Genomic DNA, 24,814 nt, shown 5'->3' with positions numbered 1-24,814 from the left:
GGCGGCTAACCGGGCCGCTGAATCGGAGCGATGCCGCTGGGGGTCCGAACGCAGGCCAGCGCGGTAGGCCATGACATTCATGAGCACACCTCCGTCATTCCGGGGCCGCGCAGCGGAGCCCGGAATCTAGAGCCGCTACACGTGCTCGACATAGCAGCGTCGGCGGTTCTGGATTGCACGCCTCTGGCGCGGCCCTCCGGGTCCGGGCTCGCCTGTGGCGACCCGGAATGACGGCGAGGGACAAACCTCAGAGAGCTCTGGTGAGCACGTCTCTGCATTTTGCCCGAGTTCGGAGCCCTGGCGACGCCGCTTCCGGCATGGCGTCCAAGGTTCTTTCCGGTCTAGAACCGCCAAGCCAGCGCCGACGGTAAGCCGACGGGACCTGTGCTCCTGGATGACCACCGGCGGCCGATGACAGATCAAGAACCGGAACGGCCGAAGACCGGCGAAACGCCGGATGCCCGAACCGCCGCCCGCGAAGCCGGACAAGCGGCCCGTGTCCTGTTCAGGCATCTCGGCTTCCTTCTCGTCACGGCCTTACGCGGCCTCGCACGCGGCCTGCTTTCGACGGGGCGCGCTGCGGGCCGAACGCTCGGCACCCTCGGTGCGAAGCTCACCGCAGGCGCCGCCTCCGCGCGAACGAGCGGCACGGACACTCCGCCTGCGGCAGGGAGCGCTCCGGCGGCGCAGACGCCACAATCGGGCTGGCGCGGACGTTTGCGGCAACGGCCCTACCTCGCCGCCGGCCTCGCGGCCCTCGCCCTCCCCGCCGTCTTCGTCGCTTGCCTCGTGCTCTACAGTTTCGCGACCCTGCCGCCGCTTGGCGGGGTGGTGCCGGAAGGCGGCCAGCGCGCCCTCACGGTGGAGGCGGATGACGGACGGGTCTTCGCGACGCGCGGCGCCTTTCAGGGCCAGAAGCTGACCGCGGCCGACATGCCGGCCCATCTCGCCCAGGCCGTGGTCGCCATTGAGGACCGGCGCTTCTACTCGCATTGGGGAGTCGATCCGCGCGGGCTGGTGCGGGCGCTCTGGCGCAACACCGTGAGCGGCGGGGTGCGCGAGGGCGCGTCCACCATCACGCAGCAATATGTCCGGCTCACCTCCCTCACCCAGGAGAAGACGCTGCGCCGGAAGATCCAGGAGGCGTTCCTGGCCCTGCGCGTCGAGAGCACGATGTCGAAGGAGGACATCCTCCTCGGCTATCTCAACACCGCCTATTTCGGGGCCGGCGCCTATGGCATCGACGCCGCGTCGCGGCGCTATTTCGGCAAGGGCGCGAAGGCGCTGACGCTCCCCGAGGCGGCGATGCTGGCGGGCCTCGTCCGCGCACCGTCGCAACTGGCGCCGACGCGCAATTTCGGCGGCGCCAAGGAGCGCGCCGACATCGTGCTGCAGACCATGGTCGAGACCGGCGCGATCACCGCCGCCGAGGCCGACAAGGCCCGCGCCGAGACGATCACCCTGCGGACACCGCCCGAGACTCCGCCGGGCACTAATTACTTCCTCGACATGGTGTCGGCGGACGCCAAGCGTCTGTCGGACACGCCCGGCGACGTCACGCTGCGCACCACCCTGAACCTCGATTTGCAGAGCCTGGCGGAGGGCGTCGTCGCCCGCCGGCTCGATGCGGAAGGGGCGAAGAAGAAGGCGAGCCAGGGCGCCATGGTCGTCCTGAACAAGGAGGGCGCGATCCTCGCCATGGTCGGCGGGCGCGACTACGAGGACAGCCAGTTCAACCGGGCGATCCAGGCCAAGCGTCAGGCCGGCTCGCTGTTCAAGCTGTTCGTCTACCTCACCGCCTATGAGAAGGGCTTGTCGCCAGAGACGGTGCTGGTGGACCGGCCGATCCAGATCGGCGATTGGGAGCCGCAGAATGCGAGCGGCCGTTTCCGTGGGGCGGTCCCCCTCCGCACGGCCTTCGCGCAATCGATCAACACCATCGCCGCACAACTGGCCGATGAGATCGGCATGGCCTCGGTGATCGAGACCGCGCGCAAGCTCGGCGTCACGTCCGATCTTCCCAACGTTCCGAGCCTCGCCCTCGGCTCGGCCGAAGTCTCCCTGCTGGAGATGACACGGGCCTATGCCGGTGTGCTGGCGAGCGCACAGCCCCTCGACACCTACGGCGTCCATGCCATTCGCGGACCCGGCCCGGACCCGCTCTACCTGCGCCCCGATTCCAAACCGACGACGCCGCTGCCGGGCGAGAGCCGCGCGATGATGCTGGATTCGCTCCAGGCGGTGGTGGATAGCGGAACCGGACGGGCCGCGCGGATCACCAACCTCGCGGTGGGCGGCAAGACCGGGACGACGCAGGATTACCGCGATGCCTGGTTCGTCGGGGTGACGCCGGACCTCGTCGTCGGCGTCTGGGTCGGCAACGACGACAATACCTCGATGAACAAGGTCGGCGGCGGTGACCTGCCGGCGGCGATCTTCAAGGATTTCACCCAGCGCGCCACCGTCCAGATGGCGTCACGGCGCAAGCGCCCCTCCACCGCCCGCGCCGAGCCGGCCCCCGCCGCCAAGGAGACCGCCGCCGCCGGAGCGTTGCGCGGCGTGCCGGAAGTGATCGATACCGGAACCCTGTCGTTCCGCGGCCGGACGGTGCGCCTGCTGGGCGTCGATGGCGAACGCGGTGCCCTGGCACGCCAGCTCGCACGCTACCTGCGCCGGCGCGAAGTCGTCTGCGAGCCGGCGGCCAACGGCGCGGTCGACGAGGCCCAGCCTGCGGGCCTGCGCTGCCAGATCGACGGCGACGACCTCGCATCGTTGATCCTCACGGCCGGCGGCGCGCGCGCCTCAGAGGATGCCCCGTCGGACCTTCTGGCCGCCGAGGAACAGGCCCGCTCCGAACGGGCCGGCCTGTGGCGGCGCGAGCGCTGATACCTGCGATCCGCCGACTTTTCCCGTCTGGGACCGGTCAGCGGAACGGAGGCTCGTCGAAGCTCCTCAGCTTGCGCGAATGCAGGCCGTTGCGGTCGGCGCGGAGGATATCGAGGGCGGACAGGCCGATGAGCAGGTGCTCGGCCACTGCCCGCTCGTAGAAGGCGTTGGCCGCGCCCGGCAGCTTGATCTCGCCGTGGAGCGGCTTGTCGGACACACAGAGGAGCGTGCCGTAGGGAACCCGCAGGCGGTAGCCCTGCGCCGCGATGGTGCCGCTCTCCATGTCGACGCCGATGGCGCGGGACAGGTTGATCCGCCGCCGCTCCTGGCTGAAGCGGAGCTCCCAGTTGCGGTCGTCGTAGGTCACCACCGTGCCCGTGCGCAGGCGCCGCTTGAGGTTCTCGCTGGTCTCGCCGGTGACGTTGGCGGCGGCGGCCTGGAGCGCCAGCTGGACTTCGGCTAGGGCCGGCACCGGCACGTCCGGCGGCACGAGTTCGTCGAGGATGCGGTCGCGGCGCAGATAGCCATGGGCGAGGACGTAATCGCCGATGGTCTGCGACTGCCGCAACCCGCCGCAATGGCCGACCATGAGCCAGCAATGCGGACGCAGGACCGCCAGATGGTCGGTGATCGTCTTGGCGTTGGAGGGGCCGACGCCAATATTCACCAGCGTCGTGCCCTGCATCGACCCGTCGGGGCCGCGCGCCACGAGGTGGTAGGCCGGCATCTGGAACTTGTGCCAAGGCGAGGCGGCGATGAGGGCCGCCGGATCGATGCTCGCCGCCTCCGCCCGCGAGACGGTGATGCCGCCCGGCAGGATCATGCGCTCGTAGCCATCCTTTCCGCTGGCGAGCTGCTCCAATCCGTGCCGGATGAAGCCGTCGACGTAGCGATGGTAGTTCGTCAGCAGGATCCACGGCTGGACGTCGCGCCAGTCGCAGCCGGTGTAATGGACGAGACGGCGCAGGGAGTAATCGACCCGGATCGCGTCGAACAGCGCCAGGGGCTTCGGCTCCTCCGCCGGGGCGACCCAGAGCCCGTCGGCGATCTCGTCACCCACCACCGAGAGCAGCGGGACGGGGAAGTAGGTCGCCAGGTCGCGCGGCGTGATCCCGCTGCCCGAGAGGTTGGCGCCGGGCTCCAGCACGTAGGGATAGGGAATCTCCTGGGCGCTCAGGCCGACTTCCAATGTAGCGCCGTAATCCCGCACCAGGGGCGTCAGCTGCTCCAGCAGATACGGCCGGAAATGCGCCGGCTGCGTCACCGTGGTGGCGTAGGTGCCGGGAGACTGGAACTTCGCCGTCGCGCGGGAAAAACGCGGGATCGGCCCGGACGGGTGATAGGTGATCCGTAGTTCGGGATAGCGGAACTGAAGCCGCTCGGCATGGTCCGGCGCGGCGCCCCCGTCGAGATAGCGGGTCAGGGCGGTCTGGAGCGACTGGATCGCACCCGCGTACAAGGCGGCGAGGCGGTCGACGGCGGTCTCGGCATCGCCCACGGATTCCATCGGGCGCCATTCGCTGGTGGTCACGCTCTCTCCTCGAAAGGCTTCGGCCCGTAGGTGGTTGGGCGGATTGAATTGCCGACGGAAACCTATACCCCGCCGGCCGTGGATGGAACGATGCGGCCCGCATGGCGGCGCGTTGTCGACCGGCTTGCGCACGGGGGCGAGTTGTCCGACATGCTCGCTTCGAACGGCTCGCGCGGTCCCGCCGGGTAACGCCTCTCCAAACCAGATGCGCAAGATGAGCGACCCAATCGACCGGCGGCCCGGCGAAGAGACCGTCACGCTGCCCGCCTCCCACGATGCCGGGCTCTACTTCATCGGCCGTGTCCGGACCCCATGGGCGACCCGCGCCGAATGCCCGAAGAACGGGCTTCAGACCGACGCCATCTGCACCCTGGAGGTGGATGCCGCCTTCGCCCCCGGTTTGCAGAACGTGGAGGGGGCGAGCCACCTCATCGTGCTCTACTGGATGGACCGGGCGGCCCGGGACATCGTGCGCCAGATGCCGCGCCATGCGGAGGGCAGCCGGGGCACGTTCTCCCTGCGCTCCCCGGCGCGCCCCAACCCCATCGCGCTGTCCGTGGTGGAACTCCTCGGCATCGAGGGGACGACCCTGAGAGTCAGAGGGCTCGACTGCCTCGACGGCACGCCGCTCCTCGACATCAAGCCCTATTACGCCAGCACCGATTCGCGGCCGGAGGCGACCATCGACCGAGCCGGCACGGCAAAAATCGTGGATGGATCGGGAGCGGCCCGGTGAGGGCTCTGCGCCTAGGCCTTGCCGGGTTGGCGATCCTCGGCGTCGGCTTCGCCATCGGATGGATCGAGAAGCCCCTGCGCCTCAACACCCGGCTCTACGCCACGGACCGGTTGCCTTCGATCCAGGCCCATCTCGACGATGCACCGGACGGCTACATCCTCCTCGCCGGCGATTCGCAGGCCGAGTTGCAGAACCCGGCGCAGCGGGTCTGTGGCGCGGAGATCGTCAATGCCGGTGTGAGCGGCGCCTCGGCCTCCGTCTATGCCGATCTCGTGGCCAACCTGTCCGTGAAGACCCGCCCCCGCGCGGTGGTGGCCTTCATCGGAACCAACGATCTTCTGCGGAAGAAGGAGCCGCTGTCCGACAGAACGGCCCAGATCTTCGACGAATCGGTGGAGCGGATCGTGAAACGGCTGCAGGCCGAAAGCGACCGCGTCGTGGTCGCCGCCATTCCGCCCATCTCGCGTTCGGTGGCGAAGCGCCTCGAACCGGCGGCGGTAGCGGCCTATTCCGCCCGGATCAGGGTCCTGTGCGAACGCCTGTCCTGCGGTTATGCGGATCCTTTCGCGGAGCTCCGCGACGGCGATACCGGGTTCGCCCTGCCCGGCACCTTGCGCGACGATCTGCACATCGCGGATTACCGCCGCGTGATGCGGGCCTTGGAGCCCGCTCTCTGCGCGGCGAGGCCCTGATCAGGCCCCGGCGTGATGGGGCGCCGCCGGCGCCGTCGATGCACCGCCTTCCGGCCTGTCTCCCTTGGGTGCCTTGATGCGGTACCAGCCGACATAGAGGGCGGGCAGGAAGAACAGCGTCAGGAAGGTGGCGGCGATGATGCCGCCGATCATGGCATAGGCCATCGGCCCCCAGAACACTTCACGGGCGATGGGGATGAGGGCGAGGCTCGCCGCCCCGGCCGTGAGCAGGATCGGCCGCATCCGGTGGCAGGTCGCCTCCACCACCGCATCCCACGGGGCGTAGCCCTCGCGGTCGTACTCGTCGATCTGCATCACCAAAATCACCGAGTTGCGGATGATGATGCCGATGAGGGCGAGCACGCCGAGGATGGCGACGAAGCCCAATGGCTTGCCGAAGGGCAGCAGGATCGCCACCACGCCGATCAGGCCGAGCGGCGCCACGCTCGCCACCAGGAACAGCTTCTGGAAGCTCTGAAGCTGGATCATCAGGAACATCGCCATGGCGAGCAGCATCACCGGCGCCACCGCCGCGATGGGTCCGCTGCCCTTGGCGCTCTCCTCCACCGCACCGCCGACCGCGAGGGTGTAGCCATCCGGCAGGGTCTTCTCGAAGGCCTTGATGGCCGGATCGAGGGCGTTCACGATGGTCGGGGCCTGGGTGTCGTTCACGATGGCCGCCCGGACCGTGATGGTGGGCAGGCGGTCGCGACGCCAGACGATGGGCTGTTCGAGTTCGTAGCTCACCGTGGCGAAGGCGAGCAGCGGCACGACGCTGCCGTTCGATAGCGGCACCTGCAGGCTCTGGAGCGTCTCGACGGAGTTGCGCTCCACCGCCTGGGCGCGGCCGATGACGTCCACGAGGTAGATCGAATCGCGGACCTGCGTGATCGCCCGGCCGCCGACGATGCCGTTGAGCAGGCCGGCGATATCCTCCGAAGTGACCCCGAGCTGGCGCGCCTTGTCCTGGATGATCTCTACCTTGAGCACCTTGCCGGGCTCGTTCCAGTCGAGGTTGGGCAGGCCGACATTCGGGTTCGAGGCGACGATGTTGCTGAGCTGGAGCGCGAGGCCCCGCACCTTCTGCAGATCGGGTCCGCTCAGCCGGTACTGGATCGGGCGTCCCACCGGCGGGCCGAGATCGAGAGAGTGGACGAACACGTCGGTACCGACGAATTCCTTGGCCGCCAGCGCCTCGAATTTCTGGATCATCTTGTCCCGCGCCTCGAGCGAGGAGGTCACCACGATGATCTGGCCGAAGAACGCGTTGCCGAGCTGCTGGTCGAGGGGAAGATAGAAGCGCACCGCGCCCTGCCCGACATAGGAACTCCAGCGCAGGATGTCGGGATCGCCCTTCATCGTCGCCTCGAACCGGTCCATCTGGGCCTTGGTCTCGGCGATGCTGGCATTCTGGGGCAACGTCATGTCCACGAGGATCTCGGGACGGTCGGAGGCCGGGAAGAATTGCTGCTGCACGAACTGGATGCCGTAGAGCGACAGGCCGAGCAGGCCGACGCAGAAGGCCACGGTGATCCAGCGGAAGCGCATGGCCGGAAGCAGCATCGCCCGGAAGGTACGGAGCAGGAAGCTCGGTTTGTCGTGATGCTTCTTGATGGTCTTCGGCAGCAGCTTCACGCCGATGAGCGGCGCGAACAGCACCGCCACGACCCAGGAAATCAGGAGCGAGGCCGCGATGACCACGAACAAGCTATAGGTGTACTCGCCCGCCGCCGAGCCGTTGAAGCCGATGGGCAGGAAGCCCGCCACCGTGACGAGGGTGCCGGTGAGCATCGGGAAGGCGGTGGAGGTGTAGGCGAAGGTCGCCGCCTTCTTCAGGGTATCGCCGACCTCGAGCCGCGCGACCATCATCTCAACCGTGATCATGGCGTCGTCGACGAGGAGGCCCAGCGAGATGATGAGGGCGCCGAGCGAAATGCGCTGAAGCGTGACGCCCATGACCTGCATCACCACGAAGACCACGGCGAGGACGAGGGGGATGGAGAACGAGACCACGAGCCCTGCGCGCCATCCGAGGCTGATGAAGCTGACGCCGAGGACGATGACGACGGCCTCGATCAGCGCCTTGGTGAAGCCGCCCACAGCCTCTTCGACGATCTTCGGCTGGTCGGAGACGAGGTGGATGCCGACGCCGTAAGGTAGCTCGCCTTCGAGCTTCTTCATCCGCGCCTTCAGGTCGTGGCCGAAGGTCAGCAGGTTGCCGGAGGGCTGCATGGCGATGGCGAGGCCGATCGCAGGCTGGCCGTTGAACCGGAACAAGGCAGTCGGCGGATCGGTGAAGCCGCGCGAGATCTCCGCCACGTCGGACAGGCGGAAGAACCGGTCGTTCACCCGCAGGTTGATGGTCTTGAGACTGTCCTCGGAGACGAACTGACCGCCGACGCGCACGGAGACGCGCTCGGGCCCGGCCTGGATCACGCCGGAGGGGGCAATGGCGTTCTGCGCCTGCAGCGTCGCGATGACGGCGGCCTGGTCGACGCCGAGGCCGGCGAGCTTACGGGTGGAGAAGTCGAGGTAGATCGCCTCGTCCTGCGCGCCGAGCAGCTGCATCTTGCCGGCATTGTTGACCTTCTTCAGGTCGGCGCGCACCCGCTCCACGTAGTCGCGAAGCTGGCGCATGGAGACGCCGTCGGCGGTGAACGCATAGACATTGCCGAAGACGTCGCCGAACTCGTCGTTGAAGAACGGCCCCTGAATCCCTTGCGGGAAGGTGCTGCCGATATCGCCGATGCGCTTGCGGACCTGGTAGAAAATGCCCGGAATGGTCTTGGGCGGCGTCGTCTCACGCAGCTGCACGAAGACCGTGGTCTGGCCCGGCGTGGTGTAGCTGCGGCTGAAATCGACGGCGTCGATCTGCTGCAATTCCTTCTCGATCCGTTCGGTGACCTGATCGAGCGTGTCGCTGATCGTGGCGCCGGGCCAGCGCGCCTGCACGATCATCGTTTTGATGGCGAAGGGCGGGTCTTCCTCGCGGCCGAGCTTCTCGTAGGCGAGGAAGCCCGCCAGCATCGAGATGAGCATCAGGAACCAGACGAAGGAGCGATGCTCGAGCGCCCATTCGGACAGGTTGAAGTTCTTCACGGGGCGGCTCTCGCGTGACGCTGGTCGGATCGGCGCGGCTATTGAGATGTGTCGGCGAGGCGGACGCGCTGGCCTTCACCGAGACTGCGGGCACCGGCGAGCACGACGCGCTCCCCCGGCTTCAGCCCCTCGGTGATGGAGACACGCTCGCCGTTCCTGTCCGCAACGGTGACGTCGCGGCGGGACACGGCATCCCCGGCCTCGTTGACGATCCAGACCGCGCTTCGCCCGTCGGCCTCGAAGACGGCAGTCGCCGGCAACTGGAAACGCGGCGCCATGTGGCGTGACAGTCCGACCGTGATGGTCGAGCCGAGGCGGAACGCGTCCGGTGGCTTGAGCAGCGTCATCCTGATGCGGCGGGTGCGGGTCTTCTGGTCGGCGAAGGGCGAGACCTCGCGGACTTTGCCCGTGGCCGTCACGTCGGGCGCGCTCTGGAGCGCCACGGTGAAGACCGCATCCTTCGGCATGGCCCCCACGAGATCCTCGGGGATGTCGACCACCGCCTCGCGTTCTTCGGGACGCGCCAGGGTCGCCACCGCCTGTCCCGCGGAGAGCACCTGTCCCACCTCCGCGCTACGGACGGTGACGACGCCGTCGAAATCCGCATGCAGCTCGGTATAGCCCATCTGGTCGCGGGCTTTCTGCAGGTTCGCCTGGGCCTGGGCGAGACGGGCCTGGGCCGTGTCCCGGCTCGCCACGGCGCTGTCGAGCCGGGCCTGGGTGACGTTGCCGTTGGCGATGAGCCGCCTCTGCCGCGCCTCGGTGGCGATGGCGTTCTCCGCCTGCGCCGTGGCATCGGCGAGTTCCGCCTCCGCCCGCGTCAGCGCGAAGCGCGTGACGACGGGATCGAGGGCGGCGATGCGCTGGCCCTTCTTCACCACATCCCCCACGGTCACGTCGCGGGCGATGACCCGCCCCGCGATCTGGAATCCGATCTCGGACTGGTAGCGGGGGGCCACGAAGCCCGCGAACGGCCCGAATACGATGGTGTCGATGGGCTTGGCCACGGTGTAAAGGACGGGCCGCACCGGAGGCGGGCCAGCATTCTCCTCCTCACCATGGCAGGCGCCGAGGGTGGATACGGCCGCTGCGATCAGCGCCAGGCGTAAGCCGGAATGGATCATCGGCCGATCTCCTCGGCAACGGACACGGTCTGGCCCGGGCGGAGGAATTGAATACCGGCGATGACCACCTCCTCGCCCGGCTCGACACCGCCGGACAGGGCGATGGTGTTGGGCGAGTAGCGGTCGATGGTCACGTTGCGCGGCGCGACCTTACCGCTGGCCGGATCGCGGACCCACACGGCCGGTGAGTTCTCCCAGCGGTAGAGCGAGGACCAGGGCAGGACGATGGCCGTCTGCGGCCGGAACTTGCCGGTGCCGACGACGATGGCCCCAAGGGTCATGGCAGCGGGCGTGTCCTTCAGCCCGACCTTGACCCTCACGGTGCCGGAGGCGGCGTCCACGCTCGGGGAAATTTCCCGCACCGTGCCGACGGTCCGCACCTTTGGGTCCGCCTGGAGGGTGACGTCGATCTGCTTGCTCTCGGGCGGGGTCGCGAGAACCGCCTCGAACACGTTGAACACCGCGTCGCGCGGCCCGTCCTCCGCCATGGTGAGAACGGTCTGGCCCGCCTGGACCACTTGCCCCACCTCGAAGCTGCGGCTCAGGACGATGCCGTCCACGCCCGATTTCAGATCGGTGTAGGAGAACTGTTCCTGGGCCGTGCCCAGTGCCGCCTTGGCGGACTCGACCGAGGCCTGGGTCGTGCGAAGTTGCTGCTCGGCATCGTCATAGCTCGGCCGCGTGGTGTATCCGCTGGAGAGGAGCATCTCCTGGCGCTTGAAATTGACCTTTGCCTGGGTCAGCAGCGCCTCGGCGGAGGTCAGCGCGGCCTGCGCGTTGTTGAGGTTGGCGCGCTGCTCCTGCGGATCGAGCTTGGCCAGGACCTGATCGGCGGTGACGTGATCGCCGACCTCCACCAGTCGCGTGGCGATCTTGCCGTTGTTGCGGAACGCCACGTTGACCTGCGACTGGGCCTGGATGTCGCCCGTGAAGACGAGATCGGCCGAGATGGTGCTGCGCTCGGCCTTCGCCGTCCGGACGATGGCGAGGCTCTGCTTGGCCGCGCCGGCAGCGGAGACGTCCTCTGCCTCCTTGGCAGAAGCCGGAAGCGAGGCCGAGACCGCAAGGCCGAGGAGGGTGACCGCCCCCGCGCCACGGATTCGTCGAATGGACTTGGTCAGACCAGACACCACGACCCCATTCCGGATAAGCTCTATCGAACCGCTTCTCTATCGGGTATCTTACCGACCGTCCAGACGGTTTCTAAAAGGCAATGACATGGCAAAGCCGCGCACACGGCGCGAGGACCGGGCGAGCATCATCCTCGATGCGGCCGAGAGCCTGATCCGTCGTGCGGGTACGCGCACCTTGACGATCGACGCGGTCGCGGCGGAGGCGGGCCTGAGCAAGGGCGGGGTTCTCCACCATTTCTCCTCGAAGGAAGCGCTCATCACGGCCATGGCCGAGCGCAAGCTGAAGGAGGTCAAGGAAGGCATTGCCCGGCTCGAAGCGGAGCAGGTTCCGGGTCCCTCGGCCCTCCCCCTCGCGCTGATCGCCCATGCGAGGCAGGTCTACGCTGAGGAAGAGGGCTTCCCGCGGGCCTTCCTGCTAGCCTCCGCAGAGAATCCAGAGGCATTCGCCGGCTTCAACGCGTTCCTCCGCGAACGGCTCGCCGGCCTCGAGAAGATCGAGACCTGTCCGGGGATCGGCGCAGCTTTGGTGTTCTCGACATTGGGGTTGCTGATCACCCGGACGCTGGGCTTCCATTCCATGGAGGGCGCGCAGCTCGAACGGCTCTTCGACGGCCTCGAAAAGGTGGCGCGCTGCGTGACCGAGGGCGAGATCCCGCCGGATGCGTGCGGGACGCCCTGAGCGGCTTCACGCGAGGGCGGCCATGGCCTGGAACACGAGGGCGTGGCGGGCGGCCAGGGCGTCGATATCGGTGGCATAGCCGCCGCCGATCACCGCCACGAGGGGAATGCGACGTCTGCGCGCCTCTCCGATGACGTAGCGATCCCGTGCGGCGAGGCCCGCATCGGTGAGGGCCAATCGCCCGAGCCGGTCGTCCATGTGTGGATCGACCCCGGCATTGTAGAACACGATGTCCGGCAAGAGGCCATCGAGCAGGCCCGGCAGATGCGCCGCCAGAACGGCCGCGTAGGCCGCGTCGTCGACACCATCGACCAAGCCCAGATCGAGGTCGCCGGGGATCTTGCGCGTCGGGTAGTTCTTCTCCGCATGGACCGAGAACGTGAACAGGTCCGTTGAGCCGGCGAGGCAATCGGCGGTGCCGTCGCCCTGATGCACGTCGCAATCCACCACCAGCGCCCGGCGGATCGTGCCCTCGTCCTGAAGCGCCAGGGCGGCGACGGCGACGTCGTTGAACACGCAGAACCCCGCGCCCGTCTCCCGCCGCGCATGATGGCTTCCGCCGGCGGCGCTGCCGGCGAGGCCATGGTCCAGCGCGAGCCGTGCCGCCGCGAGGGTGCCGCCGGCCGAGGCACACGAGCGGGCCACGACGCTCTCATCCACCGGAAGGCCGATCTCGCGCTCGATTTCCCGCGAGACCGAACAGGACAGGACGGCATCGACGTAATCCGATCGATGCGCGCGCTTGAGCATTGCCGCGTCGGCCGGTTCCGGCCGGACGAAACCGGCGGGGGCGAGGCCGAGCGCCGCCAGCGTTTCGGCGAGGCGGCCATATTTCCGCATCGGAAAGCGATGCCCCTCCGGCAGGACGGCCTGATAGGCGGGGTGGACGACGATGGGCGGGGTCATGCCGGATCGAACCGGCCGGGCCGAACGGCAGTTCCGCGAACGGCCACGGGTCTCGTCTCGCTCACGCCCTGGCCTTCCCTGTGAGGGGCGGCAGATCGGGGCCGCGCCGCTGTCATACGACTGAAATAGCCCGTCTGTTACGGCCTTGGGCAGAGGCTGGTTCCGTCAGGTGGCGGAGGCCCGGAGGGAGCGCGGCATGTTCGGCAGTATCGAGACCGGCGCGATCGTCGCGCTCTCGCTCTGTGCCGCGCTGACCCTGGTCAATTGTCTCAGCATCGCCATCGCCGCATGGCGCATCGGCCGGAATCGCGGGACCCCGAGCTTTCCCAGCGCCGCGCCCATTTCCCTCGTGCGCCCGGTCTGCGGCCTCGAAGCCTTCAGCGAGGAGATGCTCGAGCGCGGCTTCCATCTCGACCACCCGGATTACGAGCTGATCTTCTGCGTCGCCGATGGCCGTGATCCCATCGTCCCGCTCCTGCACCGCCTGATGGCGGCCCATCCCACGGTGCCGGCACGGCTCATCGTCGGCGACGAGCGGATCAGCGACAATCCCAAGCTCAACAATTGCGTGCGGGGCTGGGAGGCGGCCCGCCACGAATGGGTGGTGCTGGCCGATTCCAACGTCCTGATGCCGCCGGACTACCTGCAGAGGCTGCAGGCGTCGTGGCGGCCCGATACGGGTCTCGTCTGCTCCACGCCCATCGGCGCACGGCCGCACGGTTTCTTCGCCGAACTGGAATGCGCCTTCCTCAATACGCTCCAGGCGCGCTGGCAATATACCGGCGAAAGCCTCGGCCTCGGCTTCGCGCAGGGTAAGAGCATGCTCTGGCACAAGCCCTTCCTGGACGGGCATGGCGGAATACGTGCGCTCGCCGCCGAGATCGCCGAGGATGCGGCGGCGACGAAGCTCGTTCGCGCGGCCGGCAAGCGGGTCCACCTCGTGGCCTCGCCCTTCGACCAGCCCCTGGGCACCCGCGCGTTTCGCGAGGTCTGGTCGCGGCAGGTCCGCTGGGCGCGTCTCCGCCGGGTCACCTTCCCGCACTTCTTCGCGCCCGAGATCGGCTCCGGCACGGTGCTGCCCTTCGCGGTCGCGGCCCTGTGCGTTCCCAGCGTTCCAGTTCTGACCGGCGTCATCGTCATGGCGATGCTCTGGTACGGGGCCGAATACGCGCTCGCGGCCCGCGCCGGGTGGCACCGCTCGCCCCGGCTCTTCCTCGCCTTCCTGCTTCGCGACGCCATCCTCCCCATCATGTGGGTGAGCGCCTGGATGCAGAGCGCCATCGTCTGGCGCGGCAACGCCATGGACATCCGCCCCAAGGAGACGCCGCGCCTGCGCACCCGCGCCACCGCGGCCTGACGGCGGATACGCCGGACTCCGAACTCGGCTTTAAGGCACAGACTTATTCGATACGGCCTCCGGGGTTTTGTCCCCTCACCGTCATTCCGGGTCCGCGGAGCGGAGCCCGGAATCCAGAGCCGCAACCTGTGCTCGACATGGCAGCCTCGGTGGTTCTGGATTCCGGGCTCGCCGTCGGCGACCCGGAATGACGGAGGTGTGCCGACGAATGTCACACCATCGCGCTCTCACCTGAGTTCGATGCCCTAACCGGATACGGGCTTCGCACGCCCTATTTCTCGTACGGCAAAACTCTTGCTTGGCCATTCCCCGACGGCAGCCTTCGCCGATGACGGGAACCCACCATGCAAAGCGAATCCACCGGCCTGCATAAGGGCCTGAACGCGTTCCATCTCTGGGGCATCGCCGTCGGTCTCGTGATCTCGGGCGAGTATTTCGGCTGGAGCTATGGCTGGGCCAGCGCCGGCACGCTCGGCTTCCTGGTGACCACGACCTTCATCGCGGCGATGTACGTCGCCTTCATCTTCAGCTTCACCGAACTCACGACGGCCATTCCGCAGGCGGGTGGCCCCTTTGCCTATAGCCGACGCGCCTTCGGCCCCATCGGCGGCTGCATCGCGGGCTATGCGACGTTGATCGAATTCGTCTTCGCGCCACCTGCCATTGCGCTCGCCATCGGCGCCTATCTCAACGTCCAGTTTCCGGGCCTCGACCCGAAACACGCAGCGCTCGCCGCCTACCTGATTTTCATGACCCTCAACATCGTCGGCGTTCAGATCGCCGCCACGTTCGAGCTGTTCGTGACCATCCTGGCGGTGGGTGAGTTGCTGGTGTTCATGGGCGTCGTCGCCCCCGCCTTCAGCTTCACCAATTTCGCCGCCCATGGCTGGGCCGGCGAATCCACATTCAGCCTCGCCGCGATCGGCGGCATGTTCGCGGCCATTCCCTTCGCCATCTGGTTCTTCCTCGCCATCGAGGGCGTCGCCATGGCGGCGGAAGAGGCCAAGGACCCCAAGCGCACGATCCCCATCGCCTACATCACCGGCGTGCTGACGCTCACCGTCCTCGCCTTCGGCGTGATGATCTTCGCCGGCGGCTCGGGCGACTGGCGCACCCTGAGCAACCTCAACGACCCGCTGCCCCAGGCGATGAAGACGGTGGTGGGCGAGTCGAGCGGCTGGCTGCACATGCTGGTCTGGCTCGGCCTGTTCGGCCTCGTGGCGTCGTTCCACGGCATCATCATGGGCTATTCGCGCCAGATCTTCGCCCTCGGCCGCGCCGGCTACCTGCCCGGTTTCCTCGCCAAGGTGCACCCCCGCTTCCAGACCCCGCATGTGGCGACCGTGGCCGGCGGCCTCGTCGGCATCGCCGCCATCTACAGCGACAACCTCATCGAGATCGCGGGCCAGTCCCTCACCGCGAGCATCGTGACCATGGCGGTGTTCGGCGCGCTGGTGATGTACGGCATGAGCATGGCGGCCCTGTTCAAGCTGCGCCGCAGCGAGCCCGACCTCGCACGTCCCTACCGGGCACCGTTCTTCCCCATCGCCCCCGCCTTCGCCCTGGCCATGGCCGGCATCTGCTTCATCGCTCTGGTCGTCTTCAACCCGGTGATCTTCGCGATCTTCCTGGCCGTGATGGTGGTCGCGGTCGCCGCCTCGCATTTCCTGGCAAAACCGGTGGCAGCCGCTCCCGCCGCGACGCTCGATCCGGCTATCTGAGGGGCTGAGGCTCGCATCACGCGCGGGGCTTGGCCATAAGGCAGCGATGAAAATTGGAATCATCGAGGCGGGCGCACCGCCCGCCCGCCTGGCCGAGTCCTACCCGTCCTATGGCCGCATGGTCGAGACACTCCTCGGCGACCCCGCTGATGTCACGATCTTTCCGGTGGCGGAGGGACAGTTTCCCACCGCCCCCGAGGCGTTCGACGCGTTCGTCGTGACGGGATCGGCGGCGGGCGTCTATGACGACCTGCCCTGGATCGCGCCGCTGAAGAGCTTCCTGCGCGACGTCGACGGGCGCGCCAAGCTCGTCGGGCTCTGCTTCGGTCACCAGATCCTCGCGGCGGCGTTCGGCGGCACGGTGGAGAAATCGGCGAAGGGATGGGGCATCGGCCTCCACACCTATGACTTGTTCGAACGGGCGGACTGGATGGACGACGCGCGCCGCGTCTCGGTGCCCGCGATCCATCAGGATCAGGTGATCGCTCCCCCTTCGGGCGCGCGCGTTCTCGGCGGCAACGTCTTCACGCCCTACGGCATCCTGTCTTACCCGCAACGCCGGGCGATCTCGTTCCAGGTCCACCCGGAATTCGAGAGCGAGTACGCCACGGCCCTCATTGCAGGGCACCGACCCGCTGTGCCCCATGACGAGGCGTTCCAGGCAGCAGCCGTTGCGTCACTGCGCGGCGAGAGCGATGCTCCCCGCGTTGGCGGCTGGATCCGCCGCTTCCTGCAATCGAGATAAGCACCGTCCGGGGCTGGCTCACGGGCCGCGTTGCCGGGACGATTGGTGCGGGCGGTCGGAATCGAACCGACACTCTGTCACCAGAACCGGATTTTGAGTCCGGCGCGTCTACCAGTTCCACCACGCCCGCAACATCCGCCTCATGGCACAGGATCGCGCCGACGGCCAGAGGGGTTTTGCAGCGAGACCGCGCCGCGGTGGTTCCCGCTCGCAAGTCCGGCCGGGTTGTGCTCAAAGGGCCTCGCGCCCTCCCCTATCGGATAGAAGCTCTTCATGATCCGCCGCCTTTACGAGTGGATACTCGCGCTCGCGGGCAAGCCATCGGCCCCCTACGCGCTCGGTGCGGTAGCGTTCTCGGAGAGCTCGTTCTTTCCGGTCCCACCCGACGTGATGCTGGTGCCGATGGCGGTGAGCCGGCCCGACAAGGTCTGGCTCTACGCGACGATCACCACCCTGTCGTCGGTGGCCGGGGGTCTGCTCGGCTACGCCATCGGCGCGCTGCTCTACGATTCCATCGGAGTCTGGCTGTTCTCGCTCTATGGGTTGAACGAGAAGGCGGCGAGCTTTCAGGCCTCCTACGCCCAGTACGGGCATTGGGTGATCCTGCTGAAGGGCCTGACACCGATCCCGTTCAAGCTGGTGACGATCACGTCGGGCTTCGCCCATTACGACCTGTTCTGGTTCGTGCTGCTCTCGCTCATCACACGAGGCGCGCGCTTCTTTCTCCTCGCTGGGCTTCTGAAGCGCTACGGCGTATCCATTCGCGCCGTCCTCGACCGGCATCTGAACGTCGTCGCGGCCATCACGGTGGCCGTCATCATCCTCGGCTTCGTCCTGTTCAAGGTGCTGCTGTGATCGATTACTCCACCCTTCTCCGTCTTCGCCGGGCCGCGCTGGCGGTCCTGATCGGGTCTGTCCTGGCGATTGCCGGAGCGTTCTATTTCCAATGGGTCCTCGGCTACGTGCCGTGCAAACTCTGCCTGACAGAGCGCCTGCCCTATTATGCGGCGATCCCGCTGGCATTGCTGGCCCTGTTCACGCCCGAGCGCATCACCAGGCTGATCCTTGGGATCACTGCTCTCGGCCTCCTCTATGGGGCGGGCCTCAGCGTCTATCATGCCGGTGCCGAATGGGCGCTCTGGGCCGGGCCGTCCGATTGCGGCGGCGGCAGCGGCGCCAATCCCAGCGATGTCGGCGACTTCCTCGATACCCTGAAGGCGACGCGGGTCGCCGATTGCTCCACCGCCGCCTGGCGCTTCCTCGGCATCTCGCTGGCCGGCTGGAATGCGGCCATCGCCTTCATCCTGGCCTCCGTCGCCGGAACGGCCGCCCTCAAACGCTGAACGGGCGGCGGCGAATCTTCAGTTGAGGTCGCCGGGCAAGGCAGGGAGCGGGGCCACGTCGATCCCCTCCTCCACGAGGGCACGGGCCTCGGAAGGGCTGGCGACGCCGTAGATCGGGCGGGACTCGGCCTCGCCGTAATGCATGCGCCGCGCTTCTTCGGGGAATTGCGGACCGACATTGTCGGCCGTCCGGATCACGTGCTCGCGGACTGCACGCATCAGCGCGCGCAGCTGCCGCTCCGGCTCCGCCATCGGCAGTCGCTCGGCCGACGGTGCTGCGGCAGGATCGGTGGGCGACGCTTCTGCGAGGGCGCGGTTCGGACCGGGCAGCTGAGCCACGGTCTTCGCCAGCGCCGGCGCCATCATCGCCTTGGAGACCCGGGTCGAGCCGCAAGCGAGACATTCCACGAGACCGTCTGCCGCCTGAGCGTCGTAGGAATCGCTCGAGCGAAACCAGCCCTCGAAATCGTGTCCGTTATCGCAGACGAGCGTGTAGCGGATCATGGGCGGGATAGGACCGGACGCATGGTCACCCAGCCCGCCCGAGGCGCTCGACCGTGAAGGGGCGCGCGTGTTTGAGCGCCGGAATCCGCCCCCTCGCCTCTGTGACGCGGGCGAGGTCGATCTCGGCCAGGATCACGCCGGGCTCGGCACCACCGGCATCCGCCAGCACCTTGCCCCAGGGATCGACGATGATCGAGTGGCCGTAGGTCTCGCGTCCGTCCTCGTGGCGACCGCCTTGAGCGGCCGAGATCATGAACGATCCGGTCTCGATGGCGCGGGCGCGGTGGAGGACATGCCAATGCGCCTCGCCCGTCTGCTTGGTGAAACAGGCGGGCGCGCTGAGGATCGTCGCCCCGGCTTCCGCCAGAGCCCGGTACAGGGCCGGGAAACGCAGGTCGTAGCAGATCGCGATCCCGAGGGGCGCCCAGGGCGTTTCGGCGACGACCGCGCAGGCACCGCCGGTATAGGTATTGGATTCGCGCCAGCGCTCACCGTTGGGAAGGTCCACGTCATAGAGGTGGAGCTTGTCGTAGGAGGCGGTGATCGCGCCTTCCGCATCGATGAGGAAGGCGCGGTTCGCGATCTTGTCGCCGTTCCGCACGGCCAGCGAGCCGATATGGACGACGATGCCGCGCTCGCGGGCCACATCGCGCAGGGCGGCAAGGGTCACGTCCTCGTCCTGCTCGCGCACATTGGCAAACAGGCTGGCTTTATCCCGCTCCACCAGGGAGGTCATTTCCGGTGTCTGTACGTAGTCTGCCCCCTGGGACGCAGCCTCTCGCACCAGGGCGACGGCGGCATCCCGATTGGCAAGCGGATCGCGCCCGGACCGCATCTGGACACAGGCCGCGACGAAGCGAGGCTCGGTCTTGTCCTGTTCCGTCGGCGAACCGTCGCTCATGATTGCGGCGCCTCGGTCGACAGAAGCGGATCGAGCTTGCCTGACCGGTCGAGGGCGTAGAGGTCGTCGCAACCACCCACATGCGTCTCGCCGATGAAGATCTGAGGCACGCTGGTTCGGCCGCCCGCACGCTGGGTCATGGCCGCACGGGAGCCGACAGTCTTCTCGACGTCGACCTCCGTGAAGGTCACGCCCTTCTCGCGCAGCAAGGTCTTGGCGGCGGTGCAGTAAGGGCACCAGGCTGTCGTGTAGATGGTCACCGGAGGCATGGTTTGCAGACGTCCCGCTTCGCTCCCCTGAGCATATAGGGGAATGGCGGACGTCTTCCTACCGTGAAGGTATCATTGCGCCGACGCGCGAATCGGTTTCAGGCCGCCAGCAGCTTCTCGACCTCGTTGACGAGGTCACGCAGGTGGAAGGGCTTCGACAGCACCTTCGCGTCCTTCGGAGCCTTCGAATCCGGGTTCAGGGCGACGGCCGCGAAGCCCGTGATGAACATCACCTTGATGTCCGGATCGAGTTCGGTGGCGCGGCGCGCCAGCTCGATCCCGTCCATTTCCGGCATCACGATATCGGTCAGGAGCAGTTCGAAGGGCTCCTCGCGCAGGCGGTTATAGGCCGAGAGGCCGTTATCGAACGACAGCACGTCATAGCCGGCATTCTGCAACGCCTTGGCCAGGAACCGGCGCATGTCGTTGTCGTCTTCGGCCAGGAGGATCTTCATCGGTCGGTGTCCCGCACCCTTGAGTCGCTGTGTTCTTTTCATAAAGCGCAGACTTGGTAAACAAGGTGTTGAGATTGGCACCCGGACCGGGTGCAGGACGGCACACCGATCACTTCGCGACGGGGGGTGTCGCAGTGGACACGCACCGTCACACGCCGCAAAGTGCGGCCATGCGTTTCCCTTCCAGCACCTGGGCGCACACGCCGCGATGACCGAGCCTAGCCCTCGCTGGAATGCAGCGAATCCGGGAGATTTCGTACCGCCCTTCGCCATCGACGAGCCGGGCGAGCACACGCTTCCGTTCGTGTTCAACACGCCTCATTCCGGGGCGGTCTATCCGAAAGCCTTCCTCGCGGGCTCACGCCTCGACCCGTTGGCGCTCCGCCGCTCGGAAGACGCCTATGTCGACCGCCTGTTCGCGCCCGTGGTCGATCTCGGCGCGCCGCTCATGCGCGCGAACTTCCCACGGGCCTATCTCGACGTGAATCGCGAGCCCTACGAGCTCGACCCGCGCATGTTCGACGGCCGCCTTCCGCCCTTCGCCAACACGCGGTCCATGCGTGTCGCCGGCGGCCTCGGTACGGTGCCGAGGGTGGTGGCCGATGGTCAGGAGATCTACCGCACGCGGCTCCCCGTGGAGGAAGCGGTCGCGCGGATCGAGGAGCTCTACAAGCCGTATCACCGTACCCTGCGCGGCCTCATTCAGCGCACCGCACGTGCCTTCGGCCACGCCATCCTGATCGATTGCCATTCGATGCCGTCCTCGAGCCTCCCCCGCGACGAGGATGCGAAGGCCGATTTCGTGCTGGGCGACAGGTTCGGGACGAGCTGCACGCCGATCCTGATCGCGGCGTTCGAGCATCATCTGCGCGCGCGCGGTTTCCGCACCCTGCGCAACAAGCCCTATGCGGGCGGGTTCATCACCGAACATTACGGGGAGCCGAATATCGGCCGCCACGCGCTTCAGATCGAGATCAACCGTGGGCTCTATATGAACGAGAGCAACCTCGCGGTGACGCAGGGGTTCGCGGATCTGGTCTGGACGCTACGCGAGGTGGTGAAGGCCGTGGCCGAGGAAATGGACAGCCTGACACTCCGCAGGATCGCCGCCGAATAGACCGGATGGGTTCTGCCGCGCGGGCCGCGCGAGCAGACGTCCCAAATTACAAACCGCCAAATCACAAACCGATTTCCCAAGAAAAAAGGCCGCTCCGAAGAGCGGCCCGAAGTCTAGGGAGGAAACGCCCAAGAAGGGCTACGGGACCGCGACGCCATCGCGATCTCGCAATGCACAAAGTACAGTGCGCCGCACAAAGCGCAAGAGTGTTTCGCCGTCGAAAGTCTGCACTCGGTGCATGCCATGCCCGCGTCGCACGCACCGTACGGCGCAGCTTGCAGGTCTTGGCTCGACAGTCTCGGTTTGCGCGTACTCCTCCCGAGCCTTCCCTCAATGTTCCTTGAGCAGCCGGGCGATCTCGGCCTTGAGCGGCTCGGCGAGTTCCTTGCGCTGCAGCGCGTAGGCGATGTTCGCCGTGAGGAAGCCGAGCTTGGAACCGGTATCGTAGGTCCGGCCTTCGTAATGCATGCCGAAGAAGGATTGCTTCTCGGCCAGCTTGATCATCGCGTCGGTCAGCTGGATCTCGCCGCCGGCACCCTTCTCGCCCTTCTCCAGGATCGAGAAGATCTCCGGCTGCAGGATGTAGCGCCCGGAAATGATGAAGTTCGATGGCGCGGTGCCCTGTTTGGGCTTCTCGACCATGCCGTTGATCTCGAAGGTCTGCCCATAGGTCTCACCGACGCCGACGATACCGTATTGATGCGTCTCCTCCGGCTTGACCTCCTCCACGGCGATGACGTTGCCGCCATGGCGCTCATAGGCGGAAAGCATCTGCTGCATGCAGCCCTTGCTCAGCATGTCGGGCAGCAGCACGGCGAAGGGCTCGTCGCCGACGATCTCGCGGGCACACCAGACCGCATGGCCGAGGCCGAGAGGAGCCTGCTGGCGGGTGAAGCTCGTTTGCCCGGCAGCCGGAAGATCCCGCTTCAACTCTTCGTAGATCGCCTCCTTGCCGCGCTCCTGCAGCATGCGGTCGAGTTCGAAGGCAATGTCGAAATGATCTTCGATCACGGCCTTGCCGCGGCCGGTGACGAAGATGAAATGCTCGATCCCGGCCTCGCGCGCCTCGTCCACCACATGCTGGACGACCGGCCGGTCGACCACGGTGAGCATTTCCTTCGGGACGGCCTTGGTGGCGGGCAGGAAGCGGGTACCCAACCCTGCGACAGGCAGGACGGCTTTACGAATCGGTTTCATCAAGCGGGACCCGGTCTCTTAAAATGCGGTGGGAACAACCCGGAGGCGAGGGACGATAGCACGTTGTCGTGATGGAGCGAGCAAGAACAAAACCATTTCCACGCCCGACTCAGCCTAAAGCGCCGCATGATCACACGGAGGGTTTGAGGTATATCTTCCGCGACGTGCGCGGGAATGGAAGTGGGGCCATGGCGATTCTGGTGACGGGCGGCGCGGGATATATCGGCAGCCACATGGTGCTGGCGTTGCTGGATGCCGGCCACAAGGACATCGTCGTCATCGATGATTTGTCCACCGGCTTCGACTGGGTGCTTCCCCCCGACGTGACGCTGGTGGTGGGCGACGTGGCCGATCAGGCCCTGGTGAAACGGGTCATTGCCGAACACGGAATCGATGTGCTGGCGCATTTCGCCGCCAAGATCGTCGTGCCGGATTCGGTGGCCGACCCTCTCGGCTACTATCTGGCTAACACGGTCAAGACCCGGGCGCTCATCGAGGCTGCGGTGCATGGCGGGGTGAAGCACGTCATCTTCTCCTCCACCGCCGCAATCTACGGCGAGCCCGAAATCGTCCCGGTGCCGGAGGACCTCGTGGCCGCGCCGATCAACCCCTACGGCCGCTCGAAACTCATGAGCGAGTGGATGATCGACGACGCAGCCAAGGCCCACGGCTTCAGCTACGTCATCCTGCGCTATTTCAATGTCGCGGGTGCCGATCCTCGCGGACGCAGCGGCCAATCTTCAAGCGAAGCCACCCATCTCATAAAGGTCGCCACTCAGGCGGCGCTGGGCCGGCGCAGTCATCTGAGCGTGTTCGGTACGGATTACCCCACCCGCGACGGCTCGTGCCTCCGCGATTACATCCAGGTTTCCGATCTCGCCGATGCCCATTGCGTCGCCATCGATCATCTACGTTCGGGTGGCGCGAGCAAAACTCTCAATTGCGGCTACGGGCGCGGTTACTCGGTCCTCGAGGTGATCGAGGTGGTCAAGCGCATTTCGGGCCGTGATTTCGAAGTGAGGCTGTCGCCGCGCAGGCCCGGCGACCCGGCGCAGATCGTGGCGAAGGCCGACCGGATCCGCGCTGAATTGGGCTGGCAGCCACGTTACGACGACCTCGACGGGATCGTGGCCCAGGCCCTCGCCTGGGAAGAGACCCTGGCCCGGCGCAACCGCCTATGAAGACGGCCCTCCGCACCGCCATCGCCCTCTGCGCATTTCTTGCAGCGGAGAGTAGGGCCCAGGATTCTACTCGGCCGGCACCGCCTGCCAAACCGGAGGCGGCGGCAAACGCCTCGTTCCGCAGCTTCGTCGATGCCCTGCGGCCCGATGCCGAGGCGCGCGGGGTCAGTGCCGCGACCTTCGACGCGGCGTTTCGCGGCGTGTCTTCGCCCAATCCCGGCATCCTCGCCAAGACCACCGCTCAAGGGGAGTTCGGACGCCCCGTCTGGGACTACCTCGTCGGCGCGGTCTCGACCGGGCGGATCGCACGGGGTCGCTCACAAGCGGCCCGTCTGTCCACCACGCTGGCGGCGATCGAAGCCCGGACGGGCGTCCCGCGCTGGATCGTCCTCGCCTTCTGGGGGGTCGAGTCGGATTTCGGAGCGAGCGGCGGGACCGTCCCGACCATCCGCGCCCTGGCGACCCTGGCGCAGGCGCGCTTTCGCGGCACGCTGTTCCGGAACGAGCTCCTCGACGCATTAACGATTCTGCAGCGCGGCGACATCGCCCCCGAGGCGATGAAGGGATCCTGGGCCGGCGCCATGGGCCAGACCCAGTTCCTCCCATCGACCTTCCTGAAGCATGCGGTGGATTTCGACGGGGACGGTCACCGAGACATCTGGCGATCGGAGCCGGATGCCCTGGCCTCCATCGCCGGCTATCTCCAGTCTCTCGGCTGGAACCGCGACCTGTCCTGGGGCTATGCCGTGACGCTTCCCGGCGGATTCGACCTGACGACGTATCGGGCGGACCTGTCGGACTTCGCCAGACGGGGCGTCCGCAGGATCGATGGCGAGGCGCTGCCGGGATCGGGTGCGGCCAGCCTGTTCCTGCCCGGCGGCTCGGGCGGCCCGGTCTTCCTGATCACCGACAATTTCGAGGTGATCCGGGGCTACAACACCTCGGATTCCTATGCACTCGCCGTCGGCCATCTCGCCGACCGTCTTGCCGGCGGGCCGCCACTGGCGGCACCTTGGCCGACCGGCGCGCCACGCCTCGACAAAGCGGGCCTGCAGGCCCTGCAGAAAGCCCTGACGACCCGAAACCTCTATGCCGGCGATGCGGATGGCCGCGCCGGGCCAAAGATGCGGGAGGCGGTCCGCCAATATCAGATCAAGGAAGGTCTGGTGGCCGACGGCTACGCCACGCCCAGCCTTCTGGAGCACGTCACGGCGCGCCCCTGAGGCTCCGCCTCGTGA

Annotated in this window: 22 protein-coding genes and 1 tRNA gene; 12 read left to right on the top strand and 11 right to left on the bottom strand. The window is 67.2% G+C overall.

Translation table 11 applies throughout. The features are described 5' to 3' along the window. Positions 1–411 precede the first annotated feature (411 nt). Positions 412–2,886, top strand: a complete 2,475-nt coding sequence (locus ACYQML_RS10210; RefSeq protein WP_461235468.1) for a PBP1A family penicillin-binding protein — start codon at positions 412–414, stop codon at positions 2,884–2,886. Positions 2,887–2,923: 37 nt separating this feature from the next. Here the strand turns inward: ACYQML_RS10210 and ACYQML_RS10205 are convergent, their stop codons facing one another. Beyond that, entirely contained in the window at positions 2,924–4,393 is a 1,470-nt protein-coding gene (locus tag ACYQML_RS10205; RefSeq protein ID WP_311275131.1) for an AMP nucleosidase, read from the bottom strand. Positions 4,394–4,631: 238 nt separating this feature from the next. On the opposite strand from ACYQML_RS10205, the gene tsaA reads away from it, so the two are divergent. Then, on the top strand, positions 4,632–5,153 hold the full coding sequence (gene tsaA / locus ACYQML_RS10200) for a tRNA (N6-threonylcarbamoyladenosine(37)-N6)-methyltransferase TrmO (protein WP_207411552.1): 522 nt from the start codon (positions 4,632–4,634) through the stop codon (positions 5,151–5,153). After that, positions 5,150–5,845 (top strand): SGNH/GDSL hydrolase family protein, encoded by a 696-nt coding sequence (locus ACYQML_RS10195; protein WP_056431354.1) that lies wholly within the window; start codon positions 5,150–5,152, stop codon positions 5,843–5,845. Before tsaA ends, ACYQML_RS10195 begins: the two co-directional genes overlap by 4 nt. Here the strand turns inward: ACYQML_RS10195 and ACYQML_RS10190 are convergent, their stop codons facing one another. Genes ACYQML_RS10190 through ACYQML_RS10180 form a run of 3 tightly spaced genes read right to left on the bottom strand, consistent with a single transcriptional unit; the run spans position 5,846 to position 11,198 of the window. Continuing rightward, a complete protein-coding gene (locus ACYQML_RS10190) occupies positions 5,846–8,944 on the bottom strand; it encodes an efflux RND transporter permease subunit (protein ID WP_311275031.1) in 3,099 nt (1,032 codons plus the stop codon). Positions 8,945–8,982: 38 nt separating this feature from the next. Beyond that, positions 8,983–10,068, bottom strand: coding sequence for an efflux RND transporter periplasmic adaptor subunit (locus ACYQML_RS10185; RefSeq protein ID WP_056431357.1), 1,086 nt, complete (start codon positions 10,066–10,068; stop codon positions 8,983–8,985). Then, positions 10,065–11,198, bottom strand: coding sequence for an efflux RND transporter periplasmic adaptor subunit (locus ACYQML_RS10180; protein ID WP_461235467.1), 1,134 nt, complete (start codon positions 11,196–11,198; stop codon positions 10,065–10,067). Before ACYQML_RS10180 ends, ACYQML_RS10185 begins: the two co-directional genes overlap by 4 nt. Positions 11,199–11,286: 88 nt before the next feature. Between ACYQML_RS10180 and ACYQML_RS10175 the strand changes: the two genes are divergently transcribed. Then, a complete protein-coding gene (locus tag ACYQML_RS10175; protein WP_056431361.1) occupies positions 11,287–11,880 on the top strand; it encodes a TetR/AcrR family transcriptional regulator in 594 nt (197 codons plus the stop codon). Between the two features lie 6 nt (positions 11,881–11,886). On the opposite strand, the gene ACYQML_RS10170 is transcribed toward ACYQML_RS10175, so the two are convergent. Then, on the bottom strand, positions 11,887–12,786 hold the full coding sequence (locus ACYQML_RS10170; protein ID WP_461235466.1) for a histone deacetylase family protein: 900 nt from the start codon (positions 12,784–12,786) through the stop codon (positions 11,887–11,889). 196 nt (positions 12,787–12,982) lie between these two features. Here ACYQML_RS10170 and ACYQML_RS10165 point away from each other — a divergent pair, with 196 nt between their 5' ends. From ACYQML_RS10165 to ACYQML_RS10155, 3 genes are all read left to right on the top strand, one after another. Next, positions 12,983–14,143: a ceramide glucosyltransferase gene (locus ACYQML_RS10165; RefSeq protein WP_461235465.1), complete on the top strand. Its 1,161-nt coding sequence runs from the start codon at positions 12,983–12,985 to the stop codon at positions 14,141–14,143. 344 nt (positions 14,144–14,487) lie between these two features. Beyond that, positions 14,488–15,864 (top strand): ethanolamine permease, encoded by a 1,377-nt coding sequence (gene eat / locus ACYQML_RS10160; protein WP_461235464.1) that lies wholly within the window; start codon positions 14,488–14,490, stop codon positions 15,862–15,864. Positions 15,865–15,910: 46 nt separating this feature from the next. Further along, positions 15,911–16,609 (top strand): glutamine amidotransferase-related protein, encoded by a 699-nt coding sequence (locus ACYQML_RS10155; protein WP_461235463.1) that lies wholly within the window; start codon positions 15,911–15,913, stop codon positions 16,607–16,609. 43 nt (positions 16,610–16,652) lie between these two features. Here ACYQML_RS10155 and ACYQML_RS10150 read toward each other — a convergent pair. Then, a tRNA-Leu gene (locus ACYQML_RS10150) sits at positions 16,653–16,739 on the bottom strand. Between the two features lie 143 nt (positions 16,740–16,882). Here ACYQML_RS10150 and ACYQML_RS10145 point away from each other — a divergent pair. Both ACYQML_RS10145 and ACYQML_RS10140 read left to right on the top strand, forming a co-directional pair. Further along, complete coding sequence (locus ACYQML_RS10145) at positions 16,883–17,464, top strand: YqaA family protein (RefSeq protein WP_461235462.1); 582 nt, start codon at positions 16,883–16,885, stop codon at positions 17,462–17,464. Further along, positions 17,461–17,952 (top strand): disulfide bond formation protein B, encoded by a 492-nt coding sequence (locus ACYQML_RS10140; RefSeq protein ID WP_461235461.1) that lies wholly within the window; start codon positions 17,461–17,463, stop codon positions 17,950–17,952. Before ACYQML_RS10145 ends, ACYQML_RS10140 begins: the two co-directional genes overlap by 4 nt. Positions 17,953–17,970: 18 nt before the next feature. Here ACYQML_RS10140 and ACYQML_RS10135 read toward each other — a convergent pair whose 3' ends face one another. From ACYQML_RS10135 to cpdR, 4 genes are all read right to left on the bottom strand, one after another. Then, the gene (locus ACYQML_RS10135) at positions 17,971–18,456 is read right to left on the bottom strand and encodes a DUF1178 family protein (RefSeq protein WP_461235460.1); all 486 of its coding nucleotides are present in this window, start codon (positions 18,454–18,456) and stop codon (positions 17,971–17,973) included. Positions 18,457–18,481: 25 nt separating this feature from the next. Beyond that, positions 18,482–19,357: a carbon-nitrogen hydrolase family protein gene (locus ACYQML_RS10130; RefSeq protein WP_461235459.1), complete on the bottom strand. Its 876-nt coding sequence runs from the start codon at positions 19,355–19,357 to the stop codon at positions 18,482–18,484. Continuing rightward, a complete protein-coding gene (grxC, locus tag ACYQML_RS10125) occupies positions 19,354–19,626 on the bottom strand; it encodes a glutaredoxin 3 (RefSeq protein WP_207411540.1) in 273 nt (90 codons plus the stop codon). Before grxC ends, ACYQML_RS10130 begins: the two co-directional genes overlap by 4 nt. 98 nt (positions 19,627–19,724) lie before the next feature. Further along, positions 19,725–20,081, bottom strand: coding sequence for a cell cycle two-component system response regulator CpdR (gene cpdR / locus ACYQML_RS10120; RefSeq protein ID WP_003603128.1), 357 nt, complete (start codon positions 20,079–20,081; stop codon positions 19,725–19,727). Positions 20,082–20,289: 208 nt separating this feature from the next. Here cpdR and ACYQML_RS10115 point away from each other — a divergent pair, with 208 nt between their 5' ends. After that, positions 20,290–21,198: an N-formylglutamate amidohydrolase gene (locus tag ACYQML_RS10115; protein WP_207411539.1), complete on the top strand. Its 909-nt coding sequence runs from the start codon at positions 20,290–20,292 to the stop codon at positions 21,196–21,198. 330 nt (positions 21,199–21,528) lie between these two features. On the opposite strand, the gene galU is transcribed toward ACYQML_RS10115, so the two are convergent. Then, a complete protein-coding gene (gene galU / locus ACYQML_RS10110) occupies positions 21,529–22,395 on the bottom strand; it encodes a UTP--glucose-1-phosphate uridylyltransferase GalU (RefSeq protein WP_461235458.1) in 867 nt (288 codons plus the stop codon). Positions 22,396–22,583: 188 nt separating this feature from the next. Between galU and galE the strand changes: the two genes are divergently transcribed. Both galE and ACYQML_RS10100 read left to right on the top strand, forming a co-directional pair. Next, the gene (gene galE, locus ACYQML_RS10105) at positions 22,584–23,576 is read left to right on the top strand and encodes a UDP-glucose 4-epimerase GalE (RefSeq protein ID WP_056431395.1); all 993 of its coding nucleotides are present in this window, start codon (positions 22,584–22,586) and stop codon (positions 23,574–23,576) included. Continuing rightward, a complete protein-coding gene (locus ACYQML_RS10100; RefSeq protein ID WP_461235457.1) occupies positions 23,573–24,799 on the top strand; it encodes a lytic murein transglycosylase in 1,227 nt (408 codons plus the stop codon). The genes galE and ACYQML_RS10100 overlap by 4 nt, the downstream gene beginning before the upstream one ends. Positions 24,800–24,814: the final 15 nt, after the last annotated feature.

The sequence above is a fragment of the Methylobacterium sp. CM6244 genome (assembly GCF_054817885.1).
This window is presented reverse-complemented; position numbering and strand designations above follow the sequence as displayed.

Bases quoted from the DNA above. Each gene is read 5' to 3' on its own strand.
- galU (WP_461235458.1), bottom strand. From the start codon at position 22,395: ATGAAACCGATTCGTAAAGCCGTCCTGCCTGTCGCAGGGTTGGGTACC.
- grxC (WP_207411540.1), bottom strand. From the start codon at position 19,626: ATGCCTCCGGTGACCATCTACACGACAGCCTGGTGCCCTTACTGCACC.
- eat (WP_461235464.1), top strand. From the start codon at position 14,488: ATGCAAAGCGAATCCACCGGCCTGCATAAGGGCCTGAACGCGTTCCAT.
- galE (WP_056431395.1), top strand. From the start codon at position 22,584: ATGGCGATTCTGGTGACGGGCGGCGCGGGATATATCGGCAGCCACATG.
- ACYQML_RS10155 (WP_461235463.1), top strand. From the start codon at position 15,911: ATGAAAATTGGAATCATCGAGGCGGGCGCACCGCCCGCCCGCCTGGCC.
- ACYQML_RS10170 (WP_461235466.1), bottom strand. From the start codon at position 12,786: ATGACCCCGCCCATCGTCGTCCACCCCGCCTATCAGGCCGTCCTGCCG.
- ACYQML_RS10135 (WP_461235460.1), bottom strand. From the start codon at position 18,456: ATGATCCGCTACACGCTCGTCTGCGATAACGGACACGATTTCGAGGGC.
- ACYQML_RS10115 (WP_207411539.1), top strand. From the start codon at position 20,290: ATGACCGAGCCTAGCCCTCGCTGGAATGCAGCGAATCCGGGAGATTTC.
- ACYQML_RS10100 (WP_461235457.1), top strand. From the start codon at position 23,573: ATGAAGACGGCCCTCCGCACCGCCATCGCCCTCTGCGCATTTCTTGCA.
- tsaA (WP_207411552.1), top strand. From the start codon at position 4,632: ATGAGCGACCCAATCGACCGGCGGCCCGGCGAAGAGACCGTCACGCTG.
- ACYQML_RS10145 (WP_461235462.1), top strand. From the start codon at position 16,883: ATGATCCGCCGCCTTTACGAGTGGATACTCGCGCTCGCGGGCAAGCCA.
- ACYQML_RS10205 (WP_311275131.1), bottom strand. From the start codon at position 4,393: ATGGAATCCGTGGGCGATGCCGAGACCGCCGTCGACCGCCTCGCCGCC.
- ACYQML_RS10175 (WP_056431361.1), top strand. From the start codon at position 11,287: ATGGCAAAGCCGCGCACACGGCGCGAGGACCGGGCGAGCATCATCCTC.
- ACYQML_RS10210 (WP_461235468.1), top strand. From the start codon at position 412: ATGACAGATCAAGAACCGGAACGGCCGAAGACCGGCGAAACGCCGGAT.
- ACYQML_RS10130 (WP_461235459.1), bottom strand. From the start codon at position 19,357: ATGAGCGACGGTTCGCCGACGGAACAGGACAAGACCGAGCCTCGCTTC.
- cpdR (WP_003603128.1), bottom strand. From the start codon at position 20,081: ATGAAGATCCTCCTGGCCGAAGACGACAACGACATGCGCCGGTTCCTG.
- ACYQML_RS10185 (WP_056431357.1), bottom strand. From the start codon at position 10,068: ATGATCCATTCCGGCTTACGCCTGGCGCTGATCGCAGCGGCCGTATCC.
- ACYQML_RS10165 (WP_461235465.1), top strand. From the start codon at position 12,983: ATGTTCGGCAGTATCGAGACCGGCGCGATCGTCGCGCTCTCGCTCTGT.